Raw genomic sequence first — 20,618 nt, 5'->3', positions numbered from 1 at the left:
CCACTAACGTTGCAAAGTTAGGGGATGACCTGTGGCTGGGGGTGAAAGGCCAATCAAACTCGGAGATAGCTGGTTCTCCCCGAAAGCTATTTAGGTAGCGCCTCGGACGAATACTACTGGGGGTAGAGCACTGTTTGGGCTAGGGGGTCATCCCGACTTACCAACCCCATGCAAACTCCGAATACCAGTAAGTAATATCCGGGAGACACACGGCGGGTGCTAACGTCCGTCGTGAAGAGGGAAACAACCCAGACCGCCGGCTAAGGTCCCAAAGTTCTGGTTAAGTGGGAAACGATGTGGGAAGGCTCAGACAGCTAGGATGTTGGCTTAGAAGCAGCCATCATTTAAAGAAAGCGTAATAGCTCACTAGTCGAGTCGGCCTGCGCGGAAGATGTAACGGGGCTCAAACCAGGCACCGAAGCCGCGGATTCACACTTATGTGTGAGTGGTAGGGGAGCGTTCTGTAAGTCTGCGAAGGTGTATCGAGAGGTATGCTGGAGATATCAGAAGTGCGAATGCTGACGTAAGTAACGATAAAGGGGGTGAAAAGCCTCCTCGCCGGAAGACCAAGGGTTCCTGTCCAACGTTAATCGGGGCAGGGTGAGTCGACCCCTAAGGCGAGGCCGAAAGGCGTAGTCGATGGGAAGCAGGTTAATATTCCTGCACGACTTGTAATTGCGATGGGGGGACGGAGAAGGCTAGGTGGGCCAGGCGACGGTTGTCCTGGTGAAAGTGCGTAGGTGGTGTTTCTAGGCAAATCCGGAGACACAACACTGAGACACGAGACGAACACACTACGGTGTGGAAGCCATTGATGCCCTGCTTCCAGGAAAAGCCTCTAAGCTTCAGATTACAAGTCATCGTACCCCAAACCGACACAGGTGGTCGGGTAGAGAATACCAAGGCGCTTGAGAGAACTCGGGTGAAGGAACTAGGCAAAATAGAACCGTAACTTCGGGAGAAGGTTCGCTCTTGATGGTGAAGTCCCTTGCGGATGGAGCTGTCGGAAGTCGCAGTGACCAGATGGCTGGGACTGTTTATCAAAAACACAGCACTCTGCAAACACGAAAGTGGACGTATAGGGTGTGACACCTGCCCGGTGCCGGAAGGTTAATTGATGGGGTTAGCGCAAGCGAAGCTCTTGATCGAAGCCCCGGTAAACGGCGGCCGTAACTATAACGGTCCTAAGGTAGCGAAATTCCTTGTCGGGTAAGTTCCGACCTGCACGAATGGTGTAACCATGGCCATGCTGTCTCCACCCGAGACTCAGTGAAATCGAATTCGCCGTGAAGATGCGGTGTACCCGCGGCTAGACGGAAAGACCCCGTGAACCTTTACTACAGCTTGGCACTGAACATTGAACCTACATGTGTAGGATAGGTGGGAGGCTTTGAAGGCGTGACGCCAGTTGCGCTGGAGCCGTCCTTGAAATACCACCCTTGTATGTTTGATGTTCTAACGCAGGGCCCTGAATCGGGCTCGCGGACAGTGCCTGGTGGGTAGTTTGACTGGGGCGGTCTCCTCCCAAAGAGTAACGGAGGAGCACGAAGGTTGGCTAATCCTGGTCGGACATCAGGAGGTTAGTGCAATGGCATAAGCCAGCTTAACTGCGAGACGGACAGGTCGAGCAGGTACGAAAGTAGGTCATAGTGATCCGGTGGTTCTGAATGGAAGGGCCATCGCTCAACGGATAAAAGGTACTCCGGGGATAACAGGCTGATACCGCCCAAGAGTTCATATCGACGGCGGTGTTTGGCACCTCGATGTCGGCTCATCACATCCTGGGGCTGAAGTCGGTCCCAAGGGTATGGCTGTTCGCCATTTAAAGTGGTACGCGAGCTGGGTTCAGAACGTCGTGAGACAGTTCGGTCCCTATCTGCCGTGGGCGTTGGATGATTGAAGGGAGTTGCTCCTAGTACGAGAGGACCGGAGTGAACGAACCTCTGGTGTTCGGGTTGTCACGCCAGTGGCACTGCCCGGTAGCTAAGTTCGGAATCGATAACCGCTGAAAGCATCTAAGCGGGAAGCGAGCCCTGAGATGAGTCATCCCTGACCCCTTGAGGGTCCTAAAGGGCCGTTGGAGACCACAACGTTGATAGGTGGGGTGTGTAAGCGCAGTGATGTGTTGAGCTAACCCATACTAATTACCCGTGAGGCTTAACCATACAACACCCAAGAAGTGTTCTAAGGCTTGTAGCAAACCTAAGCGAACTACTAATTCAGTGATAGTGACAAGCCAAGCGCAACATCACTACTCACGTCAGCTTTCTAGATTAAGAATTTGCCTGGCGGCCATAGCGCCGTGGAACCACCTGATCCCATGCCGAACTCAGAAGTGAAACGCGGTAGCGCCGATGGTAGTGTGGCATTCGCCATGCGAGAGTAGGACACTGCCAGGCACCCAATACAAAAAAACCCGCTCATCGAGCGGGGTTTTTTATTGCCTGCAATTCAGCACGTCGCCGGATTATTAGACTTTCCCCTTCTTGTCATTCATTGATTACCCTTCTAAAGCCCCAAAAAGGCCTCTTTTCTGTTCGATATTTCCTCACTAGTTCAATGTGTTGGATATAAAAAGCACAGAATGTGATGCCTCTACCTTTCTTGTGATGCCTGCTCTGGTTTAATTCTTCAGTCCACATGGATGGACCAAGGAATCACAATAATTTAAGGAATAGACCCATGTTCAAAAGAACAGTAACGATGATGCTGGCGGCGGGAACCCTGGTATTAGGCGGTTGCGCATCCAATGGTGGTGCAGAGCAGTCTGGGGCAGACAACAGCGATTTCGATGGCAAGTCCATCTACCTGCGCGGGGAGATGAACGACTGGATGGCGACTGATGAAAGCAAGGTTGTCAAGGTGGCCGACAAACTCTATATGGCCAAAGGCACTCTCAAGAAAGAGTGGGCCCCCTACAAGTTCAAGTTTGCTGATTCAGGCTGGAGCTGCGGTACCAACTTTGGTTACAAGAGCCCGAGTGATGGTGTTGCCGTGTTGGGTGGTGAGGCGGTGCCGGTCAACCCCTGCTCCAAGTATGAGGACATGAAGTTCTCACCGGATGCCGATGGCGTTTATGAGTTCTATCTGAATATGGCGGGTGAAACGCCGACCGTTTACGTCAAGAAGCCCTGATCTATCTCTGAGTGTTAAATCTCTCAGCAAATTAATCAGTTAAGTGCCCTGGCCCAGAAATCTGCTGGCCGGGGCATTTTTTTAGGTTAGAATCGGCGCCCTCATGGCATCAGGTGTACTATATGTTGTGCCATTAATTTTAGATGGCACCATTAGTTGTGTTTTCTGCTGTTGTCATGATGTTGATGCATTCACATAAGGTTGATTGAAAATGGCTAAATCGAACCCGGTGCTGGAGAGTGAGCTTGGCTCCCGCCTTATCCCCATGCAGGAAACGTCCCTCGAGATCTGGGATAGCAAGTATCGCCTCAAGAGCAAGGATGGCACTCCCATCGACAGCTCTATCGATGAGACCTACCAGCGGGTAGCCCGTGCGTTGGCAGAGCAGGAGCAGGAGCCTGAGGCCTGGTATGAGCCGTTCCTGTGGGCGCTGCGCAATGGGGCCATTCCGGCGGGCCGCATCACCTCCAACGCCGGGGCTTTTGAGCACAAGCCTGCCACTTCAACCATCAACTGCACTGTCTCCGGTACCATCGAAGATTCGATGGACGATATCCTCGGCAAGGTGCACGAGGCCGGTCTGACCCTGAAAGCCGGTTGCGGCATCGGATATGACTTCTCGACTCTGCGCCCGCGCGGTGCCTTTGTCTCCGGTGCCGGTGCCTACACCTCCGGCCCGCTCTCCTTCATGGATATCTATGACAAGATGTGTTTCACCGTCTCGTCAGCCGGTGGCCGTCGCGGCGCCCAGATGGGCACCATGGATATCCGCCATCCCGATGTGATCGAGTTTATTCAGGCCAAGCGTGAAGATGGCCGCCTGCGTCAGTTTAACCTCTCCCTGCTCATCACCGAAGATTTCGTCAAGGCGGTGAAAGAGGATGCCCCCTGGTCGCTGCTCTTCCCCTACACCGCTAAAGAGGTGGAGCAGGATGGCATTGCGCTGGACGATCCCGCTCAGGTGCTATGGGCCGACTGGCCCAACAAGGAAGGGGTTGTATTCAACGAGTTGGGGCAGGTCGCTTGTAAGGTCTACAAGACCATGCCAGCACGCAAGCTGTGGAATGTCATCATGACCTCCACCTATGACTATGCAGAGCCCGGCTTCATCCTGATCGACAAGGTCAACCAGATGAACAACAACTGGTTCTGTGAAGAGATCCGCGCGACCAACCCCTGTGGTGAGCAGCCTTTGCCGCCTTATGGCGCCTGCCTGCTTGGCTCGGTCAATCTGACCAAGTTTGTGCGCGACCCTTTTACTGAAAGCGCTGCGTTCGATTGGCAGGCGTTTCGCAAGGTGGTGGCCATCTTTACTCGCATGCTCGACAACGTGGTGGAGATAAACCAACTGCCGCTGGCCAAACAGCGCGAGGAGATCACAGCCAAGCGCCGGCATGGCATGGGTTTCCTGGGTCTTGGCTCGACCCTGACCATGCTGCAGATCAGGTACGGCTCTGCGGCATCCGTGGCCTTTACCGAGCAGGTATCCCAAGAGCTGGCGATGACCGGCTGGCAGGAGTCCCTGCGTCTGGCCAAGGAGAAGGGCTCTGCCCCCATCATGGAGCAGGAGTTCGAAGTAACCGGCAAGATGCTGCGTCTGCGCCCGGAAATGGCGGCTGATGGCATCAAGGTGGGTGACAAGGTGAAGGGCAAGGTGCTGCATGCGCGTTATAGCCGCTATATGCAGCAGGTTGCCGAGGTAGATCCTGCGCTGGTCGCCGAGCTGGCGGAAGTGGGTGGGCGTTTCACCCACCACAGCAGTATTGCGCCCACCGGCACTATCTCGCTGTCACTGGCCAACAACGCCAGCAACGGCATCGAGCCGAGCTTTGCCCACCACTACAGCCGCAACGTCATCAAGCCGGGCAAGAAGAGCAAGGAGAGCGTCGATGTCTACTCCTTCGAGCTGCTGGCCTATCGCGAGCTGGTGAATCCGGCCGCCATGCCCTATGCCGATGATGAGGCGAGCCGTCTGCCGGAATATTTCATTACTGCTGACGACATCAGCCCGGCCCAGCATGTGGACATTCAGGCTGCGGCCCAGCGCTGGATTGACTCCTCCATCTCCAAGACTGCCAACGTGCCAACCGATTTCCCGTTCGAGCAGTTCAAGGACATCTACATGTATGCCTCGGACTCTGGCCTCAAGGGCTGCACCACCTTCCGCTTCAATCCGGAGGCTTTCCAGGGCGTGCTGGTGAAGGCGAAGGATCTGGAGAACACCCTGTACGATTTCACCCTGGAGGATGGCTCCGTCATCTCCGTCAAGGGGAACGAAGAGATCGAATACGATGGCGAGCTGCATACGGCCGCCAACCTCTACGACGCCTTGAAAGAAGGCTATTACGGTAAATTCTGAGAACGACATTATGGTCAAGAAGATCGACAAGAAAATCGTCGCCTACAAGGTGCGTACCAAGGATGAGCCGCAAGAAGATCTCTCTGCGCAGGATGACGTGGTGCACATGCACGAAACCGTGCTGCGCCCGGAGCGGCTGATGGGTACTACCTACAAGCTGAAAACGCCTGAGCATGTCTCCGAGCACTCGCTGTTCATCACCATCAACGACATCATTCTCAACGAGGGCACGGTGCACGAAACCCGCCGTCCGTTCGAGATCTTCATTAACTCCAAGAGTCTGGAACACTACCAGTGGATCGTGGCGCTGACCCGCATCATCTCTGCCGTATTCCGCAAGGGTGGGGATGTCACCTTCCTGGTGGAGGAGCTGCGCTCGGTGTTTGATCCCAAGGGCGGATACTGGAACAAGGGCAAGTACGTTCCATCGCTGATCGCCGAGATTGGCAACGTGATCGAAAGCCATCTCACCGAGATAGGCATGCTCAAGGCGCCGGGGTTGGACGAGCATCAGCAGGCATTTCTGGCCGAGAAGCAGGCCGAGTTGAAAGCCGCTCAGGAGGCCGAAGAGCAGCAGGCGAGCAGTGGTTTCCCGGCCAATGCCGCGCTCTGCTACAAGTGCCACACCAAGGCGCTGGTGCTGAAGGATGGCTGCATGACCTGCCTCAACTGCGGCGACTCCAAGTGCGGCTGACAGACATGCCCAAGTAGTTGAACGATAGAGAAAAGACCGGCCACAGTGCCGGTCTTTTTATTGCTGTTTTTATGCGCAATCAAATCAGACGGCCCAGTGATTTGTTGCGCGATAGTAAAATCGGGCGTAGCGTTGAGGGTAATAAAACTGTCACGGCCGTGTGGTTTCAATGACATCTGAGATTCACACACGTGGCCCTTCAGTGCCAAGGAGGATGCTTATGGACAATACGGACCGAAAGCTGTTTATCCTGGATACCAACGTTCTGCTTCACGAACCCCTCGCTATCTACTCCTTCAAAGAGCACGACGTGCTCATCCCCATGACGGTGCTGGAAGAGCTCGATAACATCAAGGATCGCAACAAGGATGTCAGCCGCGACGCGCGGGTGGCCATTCGTGCGCTGGAAGATGTGTTCCGCGATGCAACCCCGGATCAGATCACCCAGGGCGTGCCGCTGGCTGGCGAAGCGAGCGGCAATATCTGCATCTTCAGCGATCACCATCTGCCGCAGGATGCCGAGGTCTTTACCGACAAGGAGGCCGACAACCGCATCATCAACGCGGCCCTCTATCTGCAAAAGCACGAGTTGAAGCGTCAGGTGGTGCTGGTCACCAAAGACATCAACATGCGCCTCAAGGCCAAGGGGGCCGGGCTTGCTCACGTTGAAGATTACCGCAGCGACCAGCTGATCGACGATATCCGCCTGCTGGCCAAAGGCTTTCAGGTGGTGCCCGGCAGCTTCTGGGAGCGCGTCGGCGAGTGCGAGAGCGAGACCCACGGCCGCGACACCATCCATGTGATCGATGCCAATCTGCTGGAGGGAGTTCACGTAAACCAGTATCTGGTGGATGAAGAGAATTTCTTCGCAGCCCGGGTGCTCAGCCACGATGGCAGCAAGATCCGCATCAAGGATCTGGGCCGCGAGCGACTGATGTCCCGCAAGGCGTGGGGTGTCCATCCCAAGAATGTCTATCAGGGGATGGCGTTGGATGCACTGCTCGATCCGCACATCGATCTGGTGATCCTGACGGGCCCGGCCGGTTGCGGCAAGACCCTGCTGGCGATGGCGGCGGCGCTGGAACTGGTGATTGAGAAGGGTATTTACGAGAAGGTGATCGTCACCCGGAATACCCCGGAAATTGCCGAAAGCATCGGCTTCCTGCCCGGCACCGAAGAGGAGAAGATGATGCCCTGGCTGGCGGCGGTGACCGACACCCTGGAGGTGCTGCACAAGCAGGACGAGAACATGAGCGGCTCGCTCAGCTACATCATGGAGAAGGCCAACATCCAGTTCAAATCGGTCAACTTCATGCGCGGACGCAGCATCCAGAACACCTTCGTACTGCTGGATGAGTGCCAGAACCTGACCGCGTCCCAGATCAAGACCATCATCACCCGCTGCGGCGAGGGCACCAAGATCGTCTGCTCCGGTAACCTGGCCCAGATCGACTCCAACTACCTGAGCCCGGTGACCTCGGGTCTCACCTACATTGTCGAGCGTTTCAAGGATTTTGACGGCAGTGCCAACATTTTCCTCAATGGCGTGGTACGCAGCCGACTGGCCTCGTTCGCCGAGGAAAATCTCTGATTTAGATGAATATTTCCAGATACAAAGGGAGGCCAAGCGGCCTCCCTTTTTGATCATGGCGCAGTCTTTATTCCCAAGGGCTATTGGCCAAGATAGCGCAGCAGCCCCGGGTGGTTGCTGTTTTGCAGAATATCCGGCTTTCCCTGCAGGGCGATGCGCCCCTCGTCCACAAAGAGCACCTGATCGGCGATAAGCTGGGCATCCTCAGGATTGTGGGAGACCATCAGTACGGTAATGCCTTGCTCGCAGGCTAGCCTCGCCACTTCCGCCAGCATCTCCCGGCGCAGGGCGGGATCGAGGGCAGAGAAGGGCTCATCCAGCAGCAGCAGCGGTTTGCCGCGCACCAGCGCGCGAGCCAGCGCGACCCGCTGCTGCTGGCCGCCGGAGAGCTGCTCCGGCAGACGGTTTAGCATCTCGCCAAGACCAACCCGCTCGGCTGCATCGATCACCTGTGCCCGTTGGGCGGCACTCAGGCGCAGCCCCGGGTGCAAGCCGATGGCGATGTTGTCGAACACCGAAAGGTGGAGGAACAGGTTGTGATCCTGAAACAGGGTGGTGACTGGTCGCTCGGCGGGGCCCAACGGCAGCAGATCTTCGCCATCGAAGCTGAGGCGGCCCGACTCCACCGGCACGAATCCGGCGATCATCCCGAGCAGGGTCGATTTACCTGCGCCGCTTGGGCCGATCAGTGCGGTGATCTCTCCCTTGGGCAGGGTCGCGCTGAAGCTGACGCGCCAGTCGGGGTAGCTGGTCGCAAGCATATCAATGTTCAGCATGTTTTCCTCCAAGACCCCGCTCCACCAGCCAGAACAGGGAGAAACAGAGTGTGAGCAGCAGCAGAGCGGTGGCGGCCGCCTCGGTCAATCGATAGCTGCCGAGCTGCTGATAGAGCAGCCAGGGCAGGGTGGTGAGCTCCTGACTGCCAAACATGGCGATGGCACCGAGATCCCCCAGCGAGAGGATCATCGACAGTGCCATCGCCAGTGCCAGCGGGCGGCGCAGCAGCGGCCACTCCACCAGCCGCAGGCGATGTAGGCCGCGTACCCCCAAGCTATCCGCCAGCCGGTCGTATTGGCGCACCACCAGCTGCATGGGGGCGGAGAGGGTGCGCAGCACGTAGGGTAGCGCCATCAGGGCGTTGACCAGCACCACCAGCCAGGGGCCGAGGGCGAACACATCGGCAAAGGGCATAAACAGGATAAAGAGACCGGTGGAGAGCACCACCGCCGGGATCATCAGGATCATCGAACCGCTTGCCTCCCACAGGGCGGCAGCCCGCCGCTGGCGGGTGCGCACCTTGAGGTGACGGCTGGTGAGTAGCAGGCCGCTGCCAAGCAGGGTCGCCAGGGTGCCTGCCGCCAGTGCAATCAGCAGCGACTGGCCGCTCGCCTGCCATAGCTTGCTGGAGGTGAGCGCTGTCAGCAGGCCGGGGTGGAGGCCTGCCACCACGATGGCTAGCAACGGTGGCAGAAAGATGGCGAGCCCGATACCGAGCGAGAGCAGGTCCACCACCGCCGTGCCCGGCTGATGATGGTCCGGCCGCAGACAGGGGCGACGGGGAGTCACCCTGCTGGCCGGGGTACTCTGCAGCTTGTGCTGCAGGGCGAGCAGGGCGGCGGTCAGGATCAGCTGCACCAGCGCCAGTCCGCCTGCGGTGGCGAGATCGAAGTCAAAGCGCAGCGCCTGATAGACGGCCACCTCCAGCGTGGTGGATTTCGGCCCGCCTCCCAGCGCCAGCACTGTGGTGAAGCTGGTGAAGCAGAGCATAAAGATGAGGCTGGCCAGCCCCGGCAAGATGCCGCGAATAAGCGGCCACTCCAGCAGCCGGAAGATATGGGATGAGCGCATGCCGAGCTGGCTGGCGAGGCGCCAGCTCGATTCGGGGATGCTCTCTATGCTCTGCAGCATCAGGCGGGCCGCCAGCGGCATGTTGAAGAAGACGTGGGCCAGCAGGATGCCGAACAGGCCGTAGAGATAATTGCCGGGATCCAGCCCCAATGAGCGCAACAGTTGCGGCAGCCACCCCTGTTTGCCGTGTACCGCCACAATGCCGAAGATGGCGATGATGACCGGAAGTACCAGCGAGAGACCGAACATCTTGATCAGCAGGGTTCGACCGATGAAGCGGCGCCGCGCCAGCGCGCGGGCCACCGGAATGGCGAGCCCGAGACTGAGCAGGGTGGAGAGCAGTGCCTGCCCCAGACTGAAGCCCAGCACATGACGCAGATAAGGATCTGCGAGCAGGGTGCGGGGGGCCAGCGAACCGGCCTGCCACAGCAGGGCCGCGAGCGGCCCGAGGGATAACAGCAGGATCAATAGGGTGGCTGCACTGCCCGGCAACCACCAGAGGGGACGAGCCTGTGGTTTCAGATAACGGCTCACTGGGTGACGGCTTGCAGCCACTCGCGGATCCACCCTTTGCGATTGGCGGCCACCTCATCGCTGCTGAAGGCGAGCGGCTTGGCTACGGTGATCATCTGCTCGAAGCCCTTGGGCAGCGGCGTGTCGATAACGGGATACATCCAGTTGCCGGTCGGGATTTCCTGCTGGAAGGCGGGGCTAACCATAAATTGCAGGAACTGGTCAGCCAGCTTCCCCTGTTTGGCGCTCTTCAGCTTGGCGGCCACTTCCACCTGACGGTAGTGCCCCTCTTCAAATGCCGCAGCCTGATACTGGGGCTTGTTCTCGGCAATCAGGTGATAGGCCGGAGAGGTGGTGTAGGAGAGCACCATGTCCGCTTCGCCATCGAGGAACATGCCATAGGCCTCTGACCACCCCTTGGTGACGGTGACCGTCTTTTTGGCAAGCTCGGCCCAAGCTGCAGGCGCCTTGTCGCCGTAGACAGACTTCATCCACAACATCAGCCCCTGCCCCGGGGTGGAGGTGCGGGGATCCTGATAGATCACCTTGAGGTCGGGACGCTCCACCAGCTCTTTCAGGCTCTTGGGCGGCTGCTTGAGTTTGTCTTTGTCATAGACGAAGGCGAAGTAGCCGTAGTCGTAGGGGACGAAGGTGTCATCCTGCCAGCCACCCGGCACCTTGATGCCATCCTGCTTGGCGGGATGGGGGGCGAACAGGCCGCTTTGCTTGGCTTCGCTGATGAGGGCATCGTCGAGCCCCAGCACCAGATCGGCCTTGCTGTGGTTGCCCTCCAGCCGCAGCCGGTTGAGGATGGCGACCCCATCTTCGAGGGGAACCAGATTGAGGGTGCAGTCGCACTCTTTCTCGAAGGCCTGTTTGATCTTGGGCCCCGGCCCCCATTCTGCAGTGAAGGAGCTGTAGGTGTAGACGGTGAGGGTGTCGGCGGCGAACACATTGGCCGACAGCAGGCCGGTGGTGACCAGCAGCAGGGTCTTCATGGGTGGCACTCCCTATTACTTGTTAATAACGAGGTGCCAGCGGGTGAGGGCGCAAAAAATGAGCGCCATGCCTCAAATTCCTCCGCCAGCATTATCTGGATCAGGTACACGGGTATAATCTCAGCGGTAAACCGCACCCCGTTTGAGAAACGAACCGCATTGTATTAACGTTCTTTTGGGTAGACCAGCACAATTGTGCAATACCCATGAGATGACGCCCACCCAACAGAGGATGTTTGCGTGCTTACCAATACCAAGGAAAGGCGTGCCTTTGCGCGCATGGTCATCAATGCTCCGGTCACCGTCTATCAGCAGCAGCTGGTGCTGGAGGGGATCTGCCGGGATCTCAGTGCCAACGGCATGGGGATTGCGGTCTCTGAACACCAGCTCGACATCAATCAGCCCATCCGGATCAGTCTTGCCACCAACAACAACCTGTTGCCTCCCTTTGAAGCCCATGCCCGTATTATCCGGGTGCTGGAGGAGGAGAGCGGGTTGCTGCTGGCGGTGGAGTTTTTGCCTCAGGGTTAATCCTTGTTCTCCCTATCAGCAGAGGGAGTTAGCCTTTCTCCTGAACCGGCTGCACACTCAACTGCTTGCTATCGACCAGCGTTTTGCTGGTCGATGCTATTTGGCCCGCAGGCAAGGTGGCGGGACCGGTAGGTTCGAGCAGCAGGTAGCTCTGCCCCTGCCAGTTGAGGGTCACATCCCCCGGCTTGGCGGGCAGGTCAACGGCCAGCAGGGCATGGCCGGGGACGAACACCATGGCTTGTTTCAGCTCGGGAAAGAGCTGGGCCAGCATGGCGGCCATCAGGGTTACCTTGCTGTCGCAGTCCCCCCGGTTCTGCTCCAGCACCTGACGGGGCGGGAGAAAGCCCTTGCCCTGTCTTCCATTCAGGCTATCGAGCTGCTGATAGGGGATGCTCTGGATAAAGGTGAGCATATGGGCCACGGTCTTCTGGCGAGCTTCCGTTTCGGTACTGCCTTGCTGCTTGAGTTGATCCGCCAGTGGAGCCAGCCCGCTGCGACTCTCCAGCGCGATGCGCACATGGTCCTGCTTCACCGCCAGCTGCCCGTCCGGGGTGCTGAAGTACTGGAAGTAGTGTTTGGTCAGCCACGCCTGCTCCTCTTTGCTCCGCTTGGACTGCAGAAAGGCCATCGCCTCGCGCGCCTTGTCCTGATTGCGGCTTTTCAGATGCAGCTCCAGCGAGGGACGGGCGAGGGTGAACTGCACCTCGGGGTAGTTCTGGCGCACCTCCCGCAGCAACACCTGCAACACCTCCTCCTGCATTCTCGCCGGGCGATAGGCGATAAGGGGCGGCAACTTGCCCTGTTCGAGCCGGTAGGTGAGCTGTTGGGGTTTACCTTCGCTATCATGCCAGCCGACGCTGATCTGGCCGAGGCTGTTGTTGAAGCTGGTTTGATTGGCCCCCGCAGGCAGGGCAAGCAGCAGGGCACAGAGCAGAGGAATTGCCGTCGGTCTCTTCATCATCCTTTCCTGTGGCACGGGCCAGTTCCGGTGGCCCAAAGTGGGAAGCGTAGCGGACAGTAAAACAGGGAGCCGAAGCTCCCTGTTGATTCTACTCGTTTTTTTGCAACTGGCGCGTTAAATCCAGCTGGGCTGCTTCGCCTCAAAAGCGCTGATGGCGGCCTCGTGCTGCAGGGTCAGACCGATGGCATCCAGCCCGTTGAGCAGGCAGTAACGGCGGAATTCATCGATCTCGAAACCGAAGCAGAGGCTACCTGCACGTACCTGATTGGCCTCCAGATCCACCTCGATCTCGATGCCCGGCTGGGTGGCCACCAGCTGGAACAGGGCATCGACCTCCTCCTCCTTCAGGCGCACCGGCACCATGCCATTGTTGATGGCGTTGCCGTAGAAGATGTCGGCAAAGCTCGGGGCTATGATGGTCTTGAAGCCGTAGTCGGCCAGCGCCCAGGGGGCGTGCTCGCGGCTCGACCCGCAGCCGAAGTTCTCGCGGGCCAACAGGATGCTGGCACCGGCGAATTGTGGTTGGTTCAGTACAAACTCGGGGTTTGGCTGCTGGCCGGCATCGTCAAGGAAGCGCCAGTCGTGGAACAGGTGCTTGCCAAAACCGATGCGGTTTACTTTTTGCAAAAACTGCTTGGGAATGATGGCGTCGGTGTCGACGTTGGCACTGTCGAGGGGGACGACGATCCCTTTATGCTGTTTGAATCCTGTCATCGAAATGTCCTCTTACAGTGCGCGAATGTCGGCGAAGCGGCCGGTGACGGCGGCAGCGGCGGCCATGGCCGGGCTCACCAGATGGGTGCGGCCTGCGCGGCCCTGACGCCCTTCGAAGTTGCGGTTGCTGGTGGAGGCGCAGCGCTCCCCCGGTTGCAGCCGGTCGTTGTTCATGGCCAGACACATGGAGCAGCCCGGCAGGCGCCACTCAAAACCGGCCTCGATGAAGATCTTGTCCAGACCCTCGGCTTCGGCCTGCGCCTTCACCTGCTCGGAGCCCGGCACTACCAGCGCCTGCACGCCAGCGGCTACCTTGCGACCGCGAGCGATGGCGGCTGCGGCGCGCAGATCCTCGATGCGGCTGTTGGTGCACGAGCCGATGAACACTTTGTCGATGGCGACATCGGAGAGTTTCTGGCCCGGCTGCAAGTCCATGTAGGCCAGTGCCTTGCGGGCGGACTGCTGCTCCATCAGATCGCTGAAGGATTCCGGCGCCGGAATGGGGTCATTGACGGCAATCACCTGCCCCGGGTTGGTACCCCAGGTGACCTGCGGGGCGATGTCGGCGGCGTCCAGCACCACTTCAGCATCAAACTTGGCATCGGCGTCGCTCTTGAGGCTCTGCCAGTAGGCGATAGCCTGCTCCAGCGCCTCGCCCTTGGGGGCAAACTCCTTGCCACGGATGTAGTCGATGGTGGTCTGGTCGGGGGCTATCATCCCCGCCTTGGCGCCGAGCTCGATGGCCATGTTGCACACTGTCATCCGCCCTTCCATGGTGAGCCCTTCGATGGCTTCGCCAGCGAACTCCACCACGTAGCCAGTACCACCGGCGTGGCCGACCTTGCCTATGATGGCCAGCACTACATCCTTGGCGCTGATGCCCTCGGCCAGCTTGCCATTGACCGAAATCCGCATGGTCTTGGCGCGACCCTGTTTCAGGGTCTGTGTGGCCATCACATGCTCCACCTCGGAGGTGCCGATACCGAACGCCAGCGAACCGAAGGCGCCGTGAGTGGCGGTGTGGGAGTCACCGCAGACGATGGTGGTGCCGGGCAGGGTAATGCCGAGCTCGGGGCCCATCACATGGACGATCCCCTGATATTTGTGGTTGAGATCGTAGAGGCGAACCCCGAACTCCTTGCAGTTGGCGGCCAGCGTCTCCATCTGGATGCGGGCCATCTCGCCGGAGGCGGCGATGTCCTTGGTGGTGGTGGAGACGTTGTGATCCATGGTGGCCCAGGTCAGGTCCGGGCGGCGCAGCTGGCGGTTCATGGCGCGCAGGCCATCGAATGCCTGCGGGCTGGTCACTTCATGTACCAGATGGCGGTCGATGTAGATGAGGGGGGTCTCCCCTTCCACTTCCCGTACCACGTGGGCGTCGAATACTTTCTGATAGAGGGTCTTGGCCATTGCTTCTCTCTTCCTTGTTCTCTGTTATGCGGCTCAGATCCGGGCGGCGATCTGGCTACCCATCTCGGACGTGCTCTGCACCGGATGGCGGGCGCTGGCCTGATGCAGGTCGGCGGTGAAGTAACCCTCGGCCAGGGTCTGGGCCACGGCCTGCTCGATGGCTTGAGCTGCGGCTTCCTGGCCCAGGCTATAGCGCAGCATCAGGGCGGCGGAGAGGATCTGGGCGATGGGGTTGGCAATGCCCTTGCCGGCGATGTCCGGCGCCGAGCCACCGGCCGGCTCGAACAGGCCGAAGCCCGATTCGTTGAGGCTGGCTGAGGGGAGCAGTCCCATGGAGCCGGTGATCATGGCGCACTCGTCGGAGAGGATGTCGCCGAACAGGTTGGAGCAGAGCAGCACGTCGAACTGGGACGGATCCTTGATGAGCTGCATAGTGGCGTTGTCGATATACATATGGTTCAGTTCGACATCGGGATAATCCTTGGCAACTTGCGTCACCACCTCGCGCCACAGAATGGAAGAGGCGAGCACGTTGGCCTTGTCGATGGAGGTGACCTTGCCACGGCGCACCCGCGCCGACTCAAAGGCAATCTTGGCGATGCGCTCAATCTCGAAGCGATGGTACACCTCGGTGTCGAACGCCCTCTCGTTCGCCCCTTCACCCTCGCGCCCCTTGGGTTGGCCGAAGTAGATGCCACCGGTCAGCTCGCGCACACAGGCGATGTCAAAACCGCGATCGGAGATGTCGGCGCGCAGCGGGGAGAACTGCTCCAGACCGGTATAGATACGGGCCGGACGCAGGTTGCAGAACAGCTTGAAGTGGGCGCGCAGGGGCAGCAGGGCGCCACGCTCAGGCTGATCGTTGGGGGGCAGATGTTCCCATTTCGGGCCGCCCACCGAGCCAAACAGCACGGCATCGGCCGCTTCACAACCCGCGATGGTGCTTTGCGGCAGCGGGGTGCCGTGGTTGTCGATGGCGATGCCGCCCACGTCATGGCGATCATATTCGAAGGCAAGGCCGAATTTGGCCTGCACCTTTTCCAGCACCTTGACGGCTTCGGCCATCACTTCCGGGCCAATGCCGTCACCCGGCAATACTGCGATCCGATAACTGCTCATACACTCTCCATCCTGATATTGTCTTTGAGATCCCTCTGCCCGGTTTTACCAACGCTGCGCGCGGTTGCCGGTTCAGACGTTCCCCGTCCTGATGTTGTCATTCCATGCCGTCTGTTTGGTTCCGAGCCCTGTTCAGACGGTTTCTGATTTGATGCTGTTATTGCGTTCCATCTGCTCGGCCACCTGATCGGCGCGCCAGATACTGTTGATCACATGGAGCAGGGCATGGGCCGAGGATTCGATGATGTCGGTGGCCAGTCCCATGCCGTGGAATTTGCGTCCCTTGTACTCGGCGACGATATCGACCTGACCGAGGGCATCTTCCCCTTCGCCCTTGCTCTTGAGGGCATATTTGTCGATGCGGATCTCATAGCCGGTGATGCGGTTGATGCACTGGTAGACCGCATCCACCGGGCCATTGCCGGTAGCCGCTTCGCAGATAAGATCCTGCCCCACTTTCAATTTGACCGAGGCGGTGGCCAGTACCGAGCTGCCGCTCTGCACCCCGAGGTACTCCAGTTTGAAGTGCTCCGGCTCCTCGTGGATCTGGCTGAAGAAGGCCAGCGCTTCGAGATCGTAGTCGAATACCTGCCCCTTCTTGTCGGCCAGGGTCAGGAACTTGCCGTAGAGGTGGTCGAGGTCGTAGCTGCTCTCGGCGTAGCCCATGGACTCCATCCGGTGCTTGATGACGTGGCGGCCGGAGCGGGAGGTCATGTTGAGGTTGTTCTGGGTCAGGCCGATGCTCTCGGGAGTGATGATTTCGTAGGTATTTTTCGCCTTGAGCACCCCATCCTGATGGATGCCGGAGCTATGGGAGAAGGCGTTGGCCCCGACGATCGCCTTGTTGGGCTGCACCGGCATGTTGCACAGCTGGCTGACCAGCGTGCTGGTGCGATGAATTTCGTTGTGGCGGATATTGGTTTGCACCCCGAGCAGGTCGGCGCGGGTTTTGAGGATCATCGCCACCTCTTCCAGCGAGCAGTTGCCCGCCCGTTCGCCGATGCCGTTGATGGTGCACTCGATCTGGCGGGCCCCCATCTGCACCGCGCCGATGGAGTTGGCCACCGAGAGCCCCAGATCGTCGTGGCAGTGGACCGAGATGATCGCCTTGTCGATGTTGGGGACCCGGTTGAACAGGGTGTGGATGATGCCGGAGAACTCGGTCGGCACCGTGTAGCCCACGGTATCGGGGATATTGATGGTACGGGCCCCCGCCTTGATGGCGGCCTCCACCATGCGGCAGAGATTATCGATCGGCGTGCGGCCCGCATCCTCGCAGGAGAACTCCACATCATCGGTGTAGCGCAGGGCGTGCTTGATGGCGCCGACCCCCATCTCCAGCACGTCTTCGAAGCTCTTTTTCAGCTTGCTCTCCACGTGGATGGAGGAGGTGGAGATGAAGGTATGGATGCGAAACGCCTCGGCGACCCGCAAGGCTTCGCCTGCGGCGTCGATATCCTTGGGCAGGGCGCGGGCGAGGGCGCAGACCCGGCTGTTCTTGATGTGGCGGGCGATGGTCTGCACCGAGTGAAAATCGCCGGGAGAAGAGACCGGGAAGCCCACCTCCATGACGTCGACACCGAGCCGCTCCAGTGCCTGGGCGATCTGCAGCTTCTCCTTGACTGTCAAACTGGCCGCCAGGGCCTGCTCACCATCACGCAAGGTGGTGTCGAATATGATGACCCGATCTGACATGTGACTTCCCTCTTCCTAAGTTCGGTAACGTGCATCCTGCGGCGGCATAAAAAAACCCGTGCAGGGTGCACGGGTTTTTGTAAATTCCGGCTATGCCTTAGCCCGGCTACAAGGATCCCGCGCGAGTTAACGCGATTAGGGAGATTAGTAGTAGCGGGGTGGCGATACGCATGATGTTGTTATTCCTTCCAGTCGATAACGCTTTTACCAATATCGAGATTTTTATGCTGTGTCAACACGGAAGGTCAGGGGCAATCTGCTGACGTATTTAATCGGATTGTAAAGGATTGCAAATTTCCTTGTCCCATATTCGGCCCATGACCGATTATCTGGTCATTCCTGCTGTGCTCTATTCTCTGCACAACCAGATCGACTTATCAGCATTGGCTGAATTATCTGAGGTGTTAAATGGAAAAACGTAGACCTGGTCGTCCGGTCGGACGTTCTGACATTCGTGACAAGTTGCTTGCTGCCGCCCGTGAGCGTTTTCTCAATACTCCCTATAGCAAGGTGACTACACGCGAAATCGCGGAGCTTGCTGGCTCCAATCTGGCAATGATCCACTACTACTTCGGCAGTAAAGAGGGTCTTTACAAAGCGGTGTTGGGCGATGTGGCCGAACCCCTCGACCATGCTTGGCAAGATGAACACAGCAATCACAGCCTCAACGAGCTGCTCAACACCTACTATCAGGTGATGGCGCCCAACAGCGAGCTGACCTCTGCCATCTCCAGCGCATTGTCGACCGAGAAGAGCCCGGGCCGGGATTTTGTGCTGAACCGCCTGCTGGAGCGTCAGCTGCCGCAGTTCGATGCCCTGCTGGAAACCATGAAGTCTAACGGCGAGCTGGGTGACAACTTGGATCCCGACATGCTGAAGATCTCCTTCCTCAGCATGATGTGGCAGCCATTCGTGATGAAAGATCTCTACGAGCAGGTGTTTGGCCTGAAAGTAGATGAGCACTTCATGGCCCGTCTGGCGGACCACAATTGCCGTCTGATGGAGACCGGTCTGCGCGGCAGCCACTGATTTTGCCGCAACATCGAGATTAAAAAGGGCCATTCGGCCCTTTTTTCATAAATCTGTTATCCCTTGTTCAACGTAACGTCATCCCGCTTTCTTACTCTGCAAGCAGAACTCAGGGAAGGAGGGGATATGAACAAGATCCAGCAATGGGACCTGCAGGTGTGCCGGGTCTGCCTGCTTCACGGCTACAACCGGCAGCAGGCGAGGGTGAGTCGCCTCATTTCCCGCACCGGTGATGGCCCGCTTTACGCTGTGCTGGCCGCCCTGCTCTGGTGGCAGGGGGAGGCAGAGCGGGAGTTGGTGCGACTGGCGCTGCTCGCCTTCGCCATCGAACTGCCCCTCTATCTGCTGCTGAAAAACAGCCTGAAACGGCAACGGCCGGTCGGCTTGCCGGTCTTTATCACCCCTTCCGATCGCTACAGCCTCCCCTCCGGCCACACCGCCGCCGCTTTTCTGATGGCCACCATACTGGCCACCGGCTTTCCGCTCTGGGCGCCCCTGCTGTTTGGCTGGGCGGCGCTGGTGGGGGCATCCCGGTTGCTGCTTGGGGTACACTACCTGAGCGATCTGGTAGCCGGTGCCCTGCTGGGTGGCGGTTGCGCCGTGCTGGCGCTCGGCTGGAGCCACTCATGAGGATACTGTTTGGGGTGCAAGGCACCGGCAACGGTCATATCAGTCGCAGTCGCACTCTGGCCCGGGCGCTGCGCACGGCAGGGGTCGAGGTGGATTATCTCTTTAGCGGCCGCCCCGCCGACCGCTACTTCGACATGGAAGAGTTTGGCGCCTACCGCGCCTTTCCCGGCCTCACTTTTGTCAGTCACGAGGGGCGCGTTTCTCCGTGGCGCACCCTGCAAGCCGCCTCGCCGCTCACCTTCTGGCGGGATCTGCGGTCTCTCGATTGCAGCGCATACGATCTGGTGGTGAGCGATTTTGAGCCGTTGACCGCCCATGCCGCCCGCCGCTATAGCAAGCCGAGCCTCACCGTCAGTCATCAGGCCAGCTTCAACTGGCCCATCCCGCGCTGGGGGGAGGATGGGGTCAGCCGCCAGCTAATGCGCCACTTTGCTCCTGTGGATCAGCCGCTCGGGCTGCACTGGTTTCACTTCGGTCACCCCTTGCTGCCGCCGGTGATCGACCCTATCGCCGCCGCGCCGGATAACGGCGAGATCCTGGTCTATCTGCCGTTCGAGCAGACCGAGGCGATCGCCGCCCTGTTGTCGCGCTTTGGCCAGCAGCGCTTCGTCTGCTTTCACCCCGCCATTCGCACCCCGAGCCAATGGCGCAATCTGCGCTTCGAGCCGCCGTCGCGGCACGGATTTATCGCCGTGCTGGCCGGTTGTCGCGGCGTCATCTCCAACGCGGGTTTCGAGCTGGCGTCCGAGGCGCTCACCCTCGGCAAGAAGCTGCTGGTCAAGCCCCTCGGCGGCCAGTTCGAGCAGCTGACCAACGGCAAGACCCTCGAGATGATGGGACTGGCGACCCTGATGGATGTGCTCGATGCCAATCTGGTGCGCACCTGGCTCGACAGCGCCTCGCCGGGGGCGGTCTGCTACCCCGATGTAGCGGGGGAGCTGGCCCGCTGGCTGGCTGCGGGAGCCGACGAGAGCGTGGCCTCTCTGTCACGTCGGCTCTGGGCGCGCACCCTGTTTCCGGAGGAGGTGAGTGATCGCCTGAGCGAGCTGGATGGGGGCGACTGTTTATCCAGTTGCTGGTTATCGCAAGTGAGCGTTGTTGACTAGACTGAAAGGCGATCCCACCAAGGAGAGGACGGAGCAAATGCGCTTTACCAATGAAAACGGCGAAGTCATGAACCTGGCTGACAATCTCACCCTGCACGAGTTGCTCGATATGGGTGTCAGCATCTCGGTCAGTGAAGAGACCGATCCGGATCAGCAGATCTGGCTGGCTGAGCCGGATCAGGAGAACTGAGTCATCATTCGGCATCAAGCCCACCGCTGAGCGGTGGGCTTTTTTGTGGCTGTTTTCCCCCTCGGCGGAATGATCCGCTGGCCATTCCCCGACTT

General features: G+C 59.1%; 17 protein-coding genes, 2 rRNA genes and 1 riboswitch (1 of these 20 only partly in view). Of the genes, 11 read left to right on the top strand and 8 right to left on the bottom strand.

The window, feature by feature from the left end; all coding sequences use genetic code 11:
* From ACTG2U_RS09380 to ACTG2U_RS09355, 6 genes are all read left to right on the top strand, one after another.
* Positions 1-2,165: ribosomal RNA gene (locus tag ACTG2U_RS09380) — 23S ribosomal RNA — on the top strand; it begins 725 nt to the left of the window's first position.
* 119 nt (positions 2,166-2,284) lie between these two features.
* A 5S ribosomal RNA gene (gene rrf, locus ACTG2U_RS09375) occupies positions 2,285-2,399 on the top strand.
* Between the two features lie 283 nt (positions 2,400-2,682).
* Positions 2,683-3,135 (top strand): pullulanase, encoded by a 453-nt coding sequence (locus ACTG2U_RS09370; RefSeq protein ID WP_201945888.1) that lies wholly within the window; start codon positions 2,683-2,685, stop codon positions 3,133-3,135.
* 211 nt (positions 3,136-3,346) lie between these two features.
* Entirely contained in the window at positions 3,347-5,494 is a 2,148-nt protein-coding gene (locus tag ACTG2U_RS09365; RefSeq protein ID WP_439974394.1) for an adenosylcobalamin-dependent ribonucleoside-diphosphate reductase, read from the top strand.
* 10 nt (positions 5,495-5,504) lie between these two features.
* Positions 5,505-6,188 carry a TSCPD domain-containing protein gene (locus ACTG2U_RS09360; protein ID WP_021231985.1) on the top strand — a complete coding sequence of 228 codons (684 nt, stop codon included), beginning with the start codon at positions 5,505-5,507 and terminating at the stop codon, positions 6,186-6,188.
* Between the two features lie 220 nt (positions 6,189-6,408).
* Positions 6,409-7,779 (top strand): PhoH family protein, encoded by a 1,371-nt coding sequence (locus tag ACTG2U_RS09355; RefSeq protein WP_005339173.1) that lies wholly within the window; start codon positions 6,409-6,411, stop codon positions 7,777-7,779.
* A gap of 80 nt (positions 7,780-7,859) precedes the next feature.
* Here ACTG2U_RS09355 and thiQ read toward each other — a convergent pair whose 3' ends face one another.
* Genes thiQ through thiB form a run of 3 tightly spaced genes read right to left on the bottom strand, consistent with a single transcriptional unit; the run spans position 7,860 to position 11,138 of the window.
* Positions 7,860-8,555 (bottom strand): thiamine ABC transporter ATP-binding protein, encoded by a 696-nt coding sequence (gene thiQ / locus ACTG2U_RS09350; protein ID WP_429012786.1) that lies wholly within the window; start codon positions 8,553-8,555, stop codon positions 7,860-7,862.
* Entirely contained in the window at positions 8,542-10,161 is a 1,620-nt protein-coding gene (gene thiP / locus ACTG2U_RS09345) for a thiamine/thiamine pyrophosphate ABC transporter permease (RefSeq protein WP_429012859.1), read from the bottom strand. The genes thiQ and thiP overlap by 14 nt, the downstream gene beginning before the upstream one ends.
* On the bottom strand, positions 10,158-11,138 hold the full coding sequence (gene thiB, locus ACTG2U_RS09340; RefSeq protein ID WP_429012789.1) for a thiamine ABC transporter substrate binding subunit: 981 nt from the start codon (positions 11,136-11,138) through the stop codon (positions 10,158-10,160). Before thiB ends, thiP begins: the two co-directional genes overlap by 4 nt.
* 60 nt (positions 11,139-11,198) lie before the next feature.
* A riboswitch (TPP riboswitch) is annotated at positions 11,199-11,289 on the bottom strand.
* Positions 11,290-11,378: 89 nt separating this feature from the next.
* On the opposite strand from thiB, the gene ACTG2U_RS09335 reads away from it, so the two are divergent.
* On the top strand, positions 11,379-11,669 hold the full coding sequence (locus tag ACTG2U_RS09335; RefSeq protein WP_005339160.1) for a PilZ domain-containing protein: 291 nt from the start codon (positions 11,379-11,381) through the stop codon (positions 11,667-11,669).
* A 28-nt stretch (positions 11,670-11,697) separates the two neighbouring features.
* On the opposite strand, the gene ACTG2U_RS09330 is transcribed toward ACTG2U_RS09335, so the two are convergent.
* The 5 genes from ACTG2U_RS09330 to leuA all read right to left on the bottom strand — a co-directional run bounded on the left by ACTG2U_RS09330 (position 11,698) and on the right by leuA (position 17,568).
* Positions 11,698-12,627: a transglutaminase domain-containing protein gene (locus ACTG2U_RS09330; protein WP_439974393.1), complete on the bottom strand. Its 930-nt coding sequence runs from the start codon at positions 12,625-12,627 to the stop codon at positions 11,698-11,700.
* Between the two features lie 117 nt (positions 12,628-12,744).
* Positions 12,745-13,344, bottom strand: coding sequence for a 3-isopropylmalate dehydratase small subunit (leuD, locus tag ACTG2U_RS09325; protein WP_201354742.1), 600 nt, complete (start codon positions 13,342-13,344; stop codon positions 12,745-12,747).
* A gap of 12 nt (positions 13,345-13,356) precedes the next feature.
* The gene (leuC, locus tag ACTG2U_RS09320) at positions 13,357-14,754 is read right to left on the bottom strand and encodes a 3-isopropylmalate dehydratase large subunit (protein ID WP_429012792.1); all 1,398 of its coding nucleotides are present in this window, start codon (positions 14,752-14,754) and stop codon (positions 13,357-13,359) included.
* A 33-nt stretch (positions 14,755-14,787) separates the two neighbouring features.
* A complete protein-coding gene (leuB, locus tag ACTG2U_RS09315) occupies positions 14,788-15,873 on the bottom strand; it encodes a 3-isopropylmalate dehydrogenase (protein ID WP_047436248.1) in 1,086 nt (361 codons plus the stop codon).
* 132 nt (positions 15,874-16,005) lie between these two features.
* Positions 16,006-17,568, bottom strand: coding sequence for a 2-isopropylmalate synthase (gene leuA, locus ACTG2U_RS09310; protein WP_346202298.1), 1,563 nt, complete (start codon positions 17,566-17,568; stop codon positions 16,006-16,008).
* A 408-nt stretch (positions 17,569-17,976) separates the two neighbouring features.
* Here leuA and ACTG2U_RS09305 point away from each other — a divergent pair, with 408 nt between their 5' ends.
* The 4 genes from ACTG2U_RS09305 (at position 17,977) to ACTG2U_RS09290 (ending at position 20,523) form a co-directional block, all read left to right on the top strand.
* Entirely contained in the window at positions 17,977-18,597 is a 621-nt protein-coding gene (locus ACTG2U_RS09305) for a TetR/AcrR family transcriptional regulator (RefSeq protein ID WP_005349170.1), read from the top strand.
* Positions 18,598-18,723: 126 nt separating this feature from the next.
* Positions 18,724-19,227, top strand: coding sequence for a phosphatase PAP2 family protein (locus ACTG2U_RS09300; protein ID WP_005339149.1), 504 nt, complete (start codon positions 18,724-18,726; stop codon positions 19,225-19,227).
* Positions 19,224-20,333: an MJ1255/VC2487 family glycosyltransferase gene (locus tag ACTG2U_RS09295; RefSeq protein WP_227341949.1), complete on the top strand. Its 1,110-nt coding sequence runs from the start codon at positions 19,224-19,226 to the stop codon at positions 20,331-20,333. Before ACTG2U_RS09300 ends, ACTG2U_RS09295 begins: the two co-directional genes overlap by 4 nt.
* Before the next feature lie 37 nt (positions 20,334-20,370).
* Positions 20,371-20,523 carry a hypothetical protein gene (locus ACTG2U_RS09290; RefSeq protein WP_005339147.1) on the top strand — a complete coding sequence of 51 codons (153 nt, stop codon included), beginning with the start codon at positions 20,371-20,373 and terminating at the stop codon, positions 20,521-20,523.
* Positions 20,524-20,618: the final 95 nt, after the last annotated feature.

This window comes from Aeromonas sp. 95A, assembly GCF_051919235.1.
Classification (GTDB): Bacteria; Pseudomonadota; Gammaproteobacteria; order Enterobacterales; family Aeromonadaceae; genus Aeromonas; species Aeromonas veronii.
This window is presented reverse-complemented; position numbering and strand designations above follow the sequence as displayed.

Bases quoted from the DNA above. Each gene is read 5' to 3' on its own strand.
- ACTG2U_RS09370 (WP_201945888.1), top strand. From the start codon at position 2,683: ATGTTCAAAAGAACAGTAACGATGATGCTGGCGGCGGGAACCCTGGTA.
- ACTG2U_RS09365 (WP_439974394.1), top strand. From the start codon at position 3,347: ATGGCTAAATCGAACCCGGTGCTGGAGAGTGAGCTTGGCTCCCGCCTT.
- ACTG2U_RS09360 (WP_021231985.1), top strand. From the start codon at position 5,505: ATGGTCAAGAAGATCGACAAGAAAATCGTCGCCTACAAGGTGCGTACC.
- ACTG2U_RS09355 (WP_005339173.1), top strand. From the start codon at position 6,409: ATGGACAATACGGACCGAAAGCTGTTTATCCTGGATACCAACGTTCTG.
- thiQ (WP_429012786.1), bottom strand. From the start codon at position 8,555: ATGCTGAACATTGATATGCTTGCGACCAGCTACCCCGACTGGCGCGTC.
- thiB (WP_429012789.1), bottom strand. From the start codon at position 11,138: ATGAAGACCCTGCTGCTGGTCACCACCGGCCTGCTGTCGGCCAATGTG.
- ACTG2U_RS09330 (WP_439974393.1), bottom strand. From the start codon at position 12,627: ATGAAGAGACCGACGGCAATTCCTCTGCTCTGTGCCCTGCTGCTTGCC.
- leuD (WP_201354742.1), bottom strand. From the start codon at position 13,344: ATGACAGGATTCAAACAGCATAAAGGGATCGTCGTCCCCCTCGACAGT.
- leuC (WP_429012792.1), bottom strand. From the start codon at position 14,754: ATGGCCAAGACCCTCTATCAGAAAGTATTCGACGCCCACGTGGTACGG.
- leuB (WP_047436248.1), bottom strand. From the start codon at position 15,873: ATGAGCAGTTATCGGATCGCAGTATTGCCGGGTGACGGCATTGGCCCG.
- leuA (WP_346202298.1), bottom strand. From the start codon at position 17,568: ATGTCAGATCGGGTCATCATATTCGACACCACCTTGCGTGATGGTGAG.
- ACTG2U_RS09305 (WP_005349170.1), top strand. From the start codon at position 17,977: ATGGAAAAACGTAGACCTGGTCGTCCGGTCGGACGTTCTGACATTCGT.
- ACTG2U_RS09300 (WP_005339149.1), top strand. From the start codon at position 18,724: ATGAACAAGATCCAGCAATGGGACCTGCAGGTGTGCCGGGTCTGCCTG.
- ACTG2U_RS09295 (WP_227341949.1), top strand. From the start codon at position 19,224: ATGAGGATACTGTTTGGGGTGCAAGGCACCGGCAACGGTCATATCAGT.
- ACTG2U_RS09290 (WP_005339147.1), top strand. From the start codon at position 20,371: ATGCGCTTTACCAATGAAAACGGCGAAGTCATGAACCTGGCTGACAAT.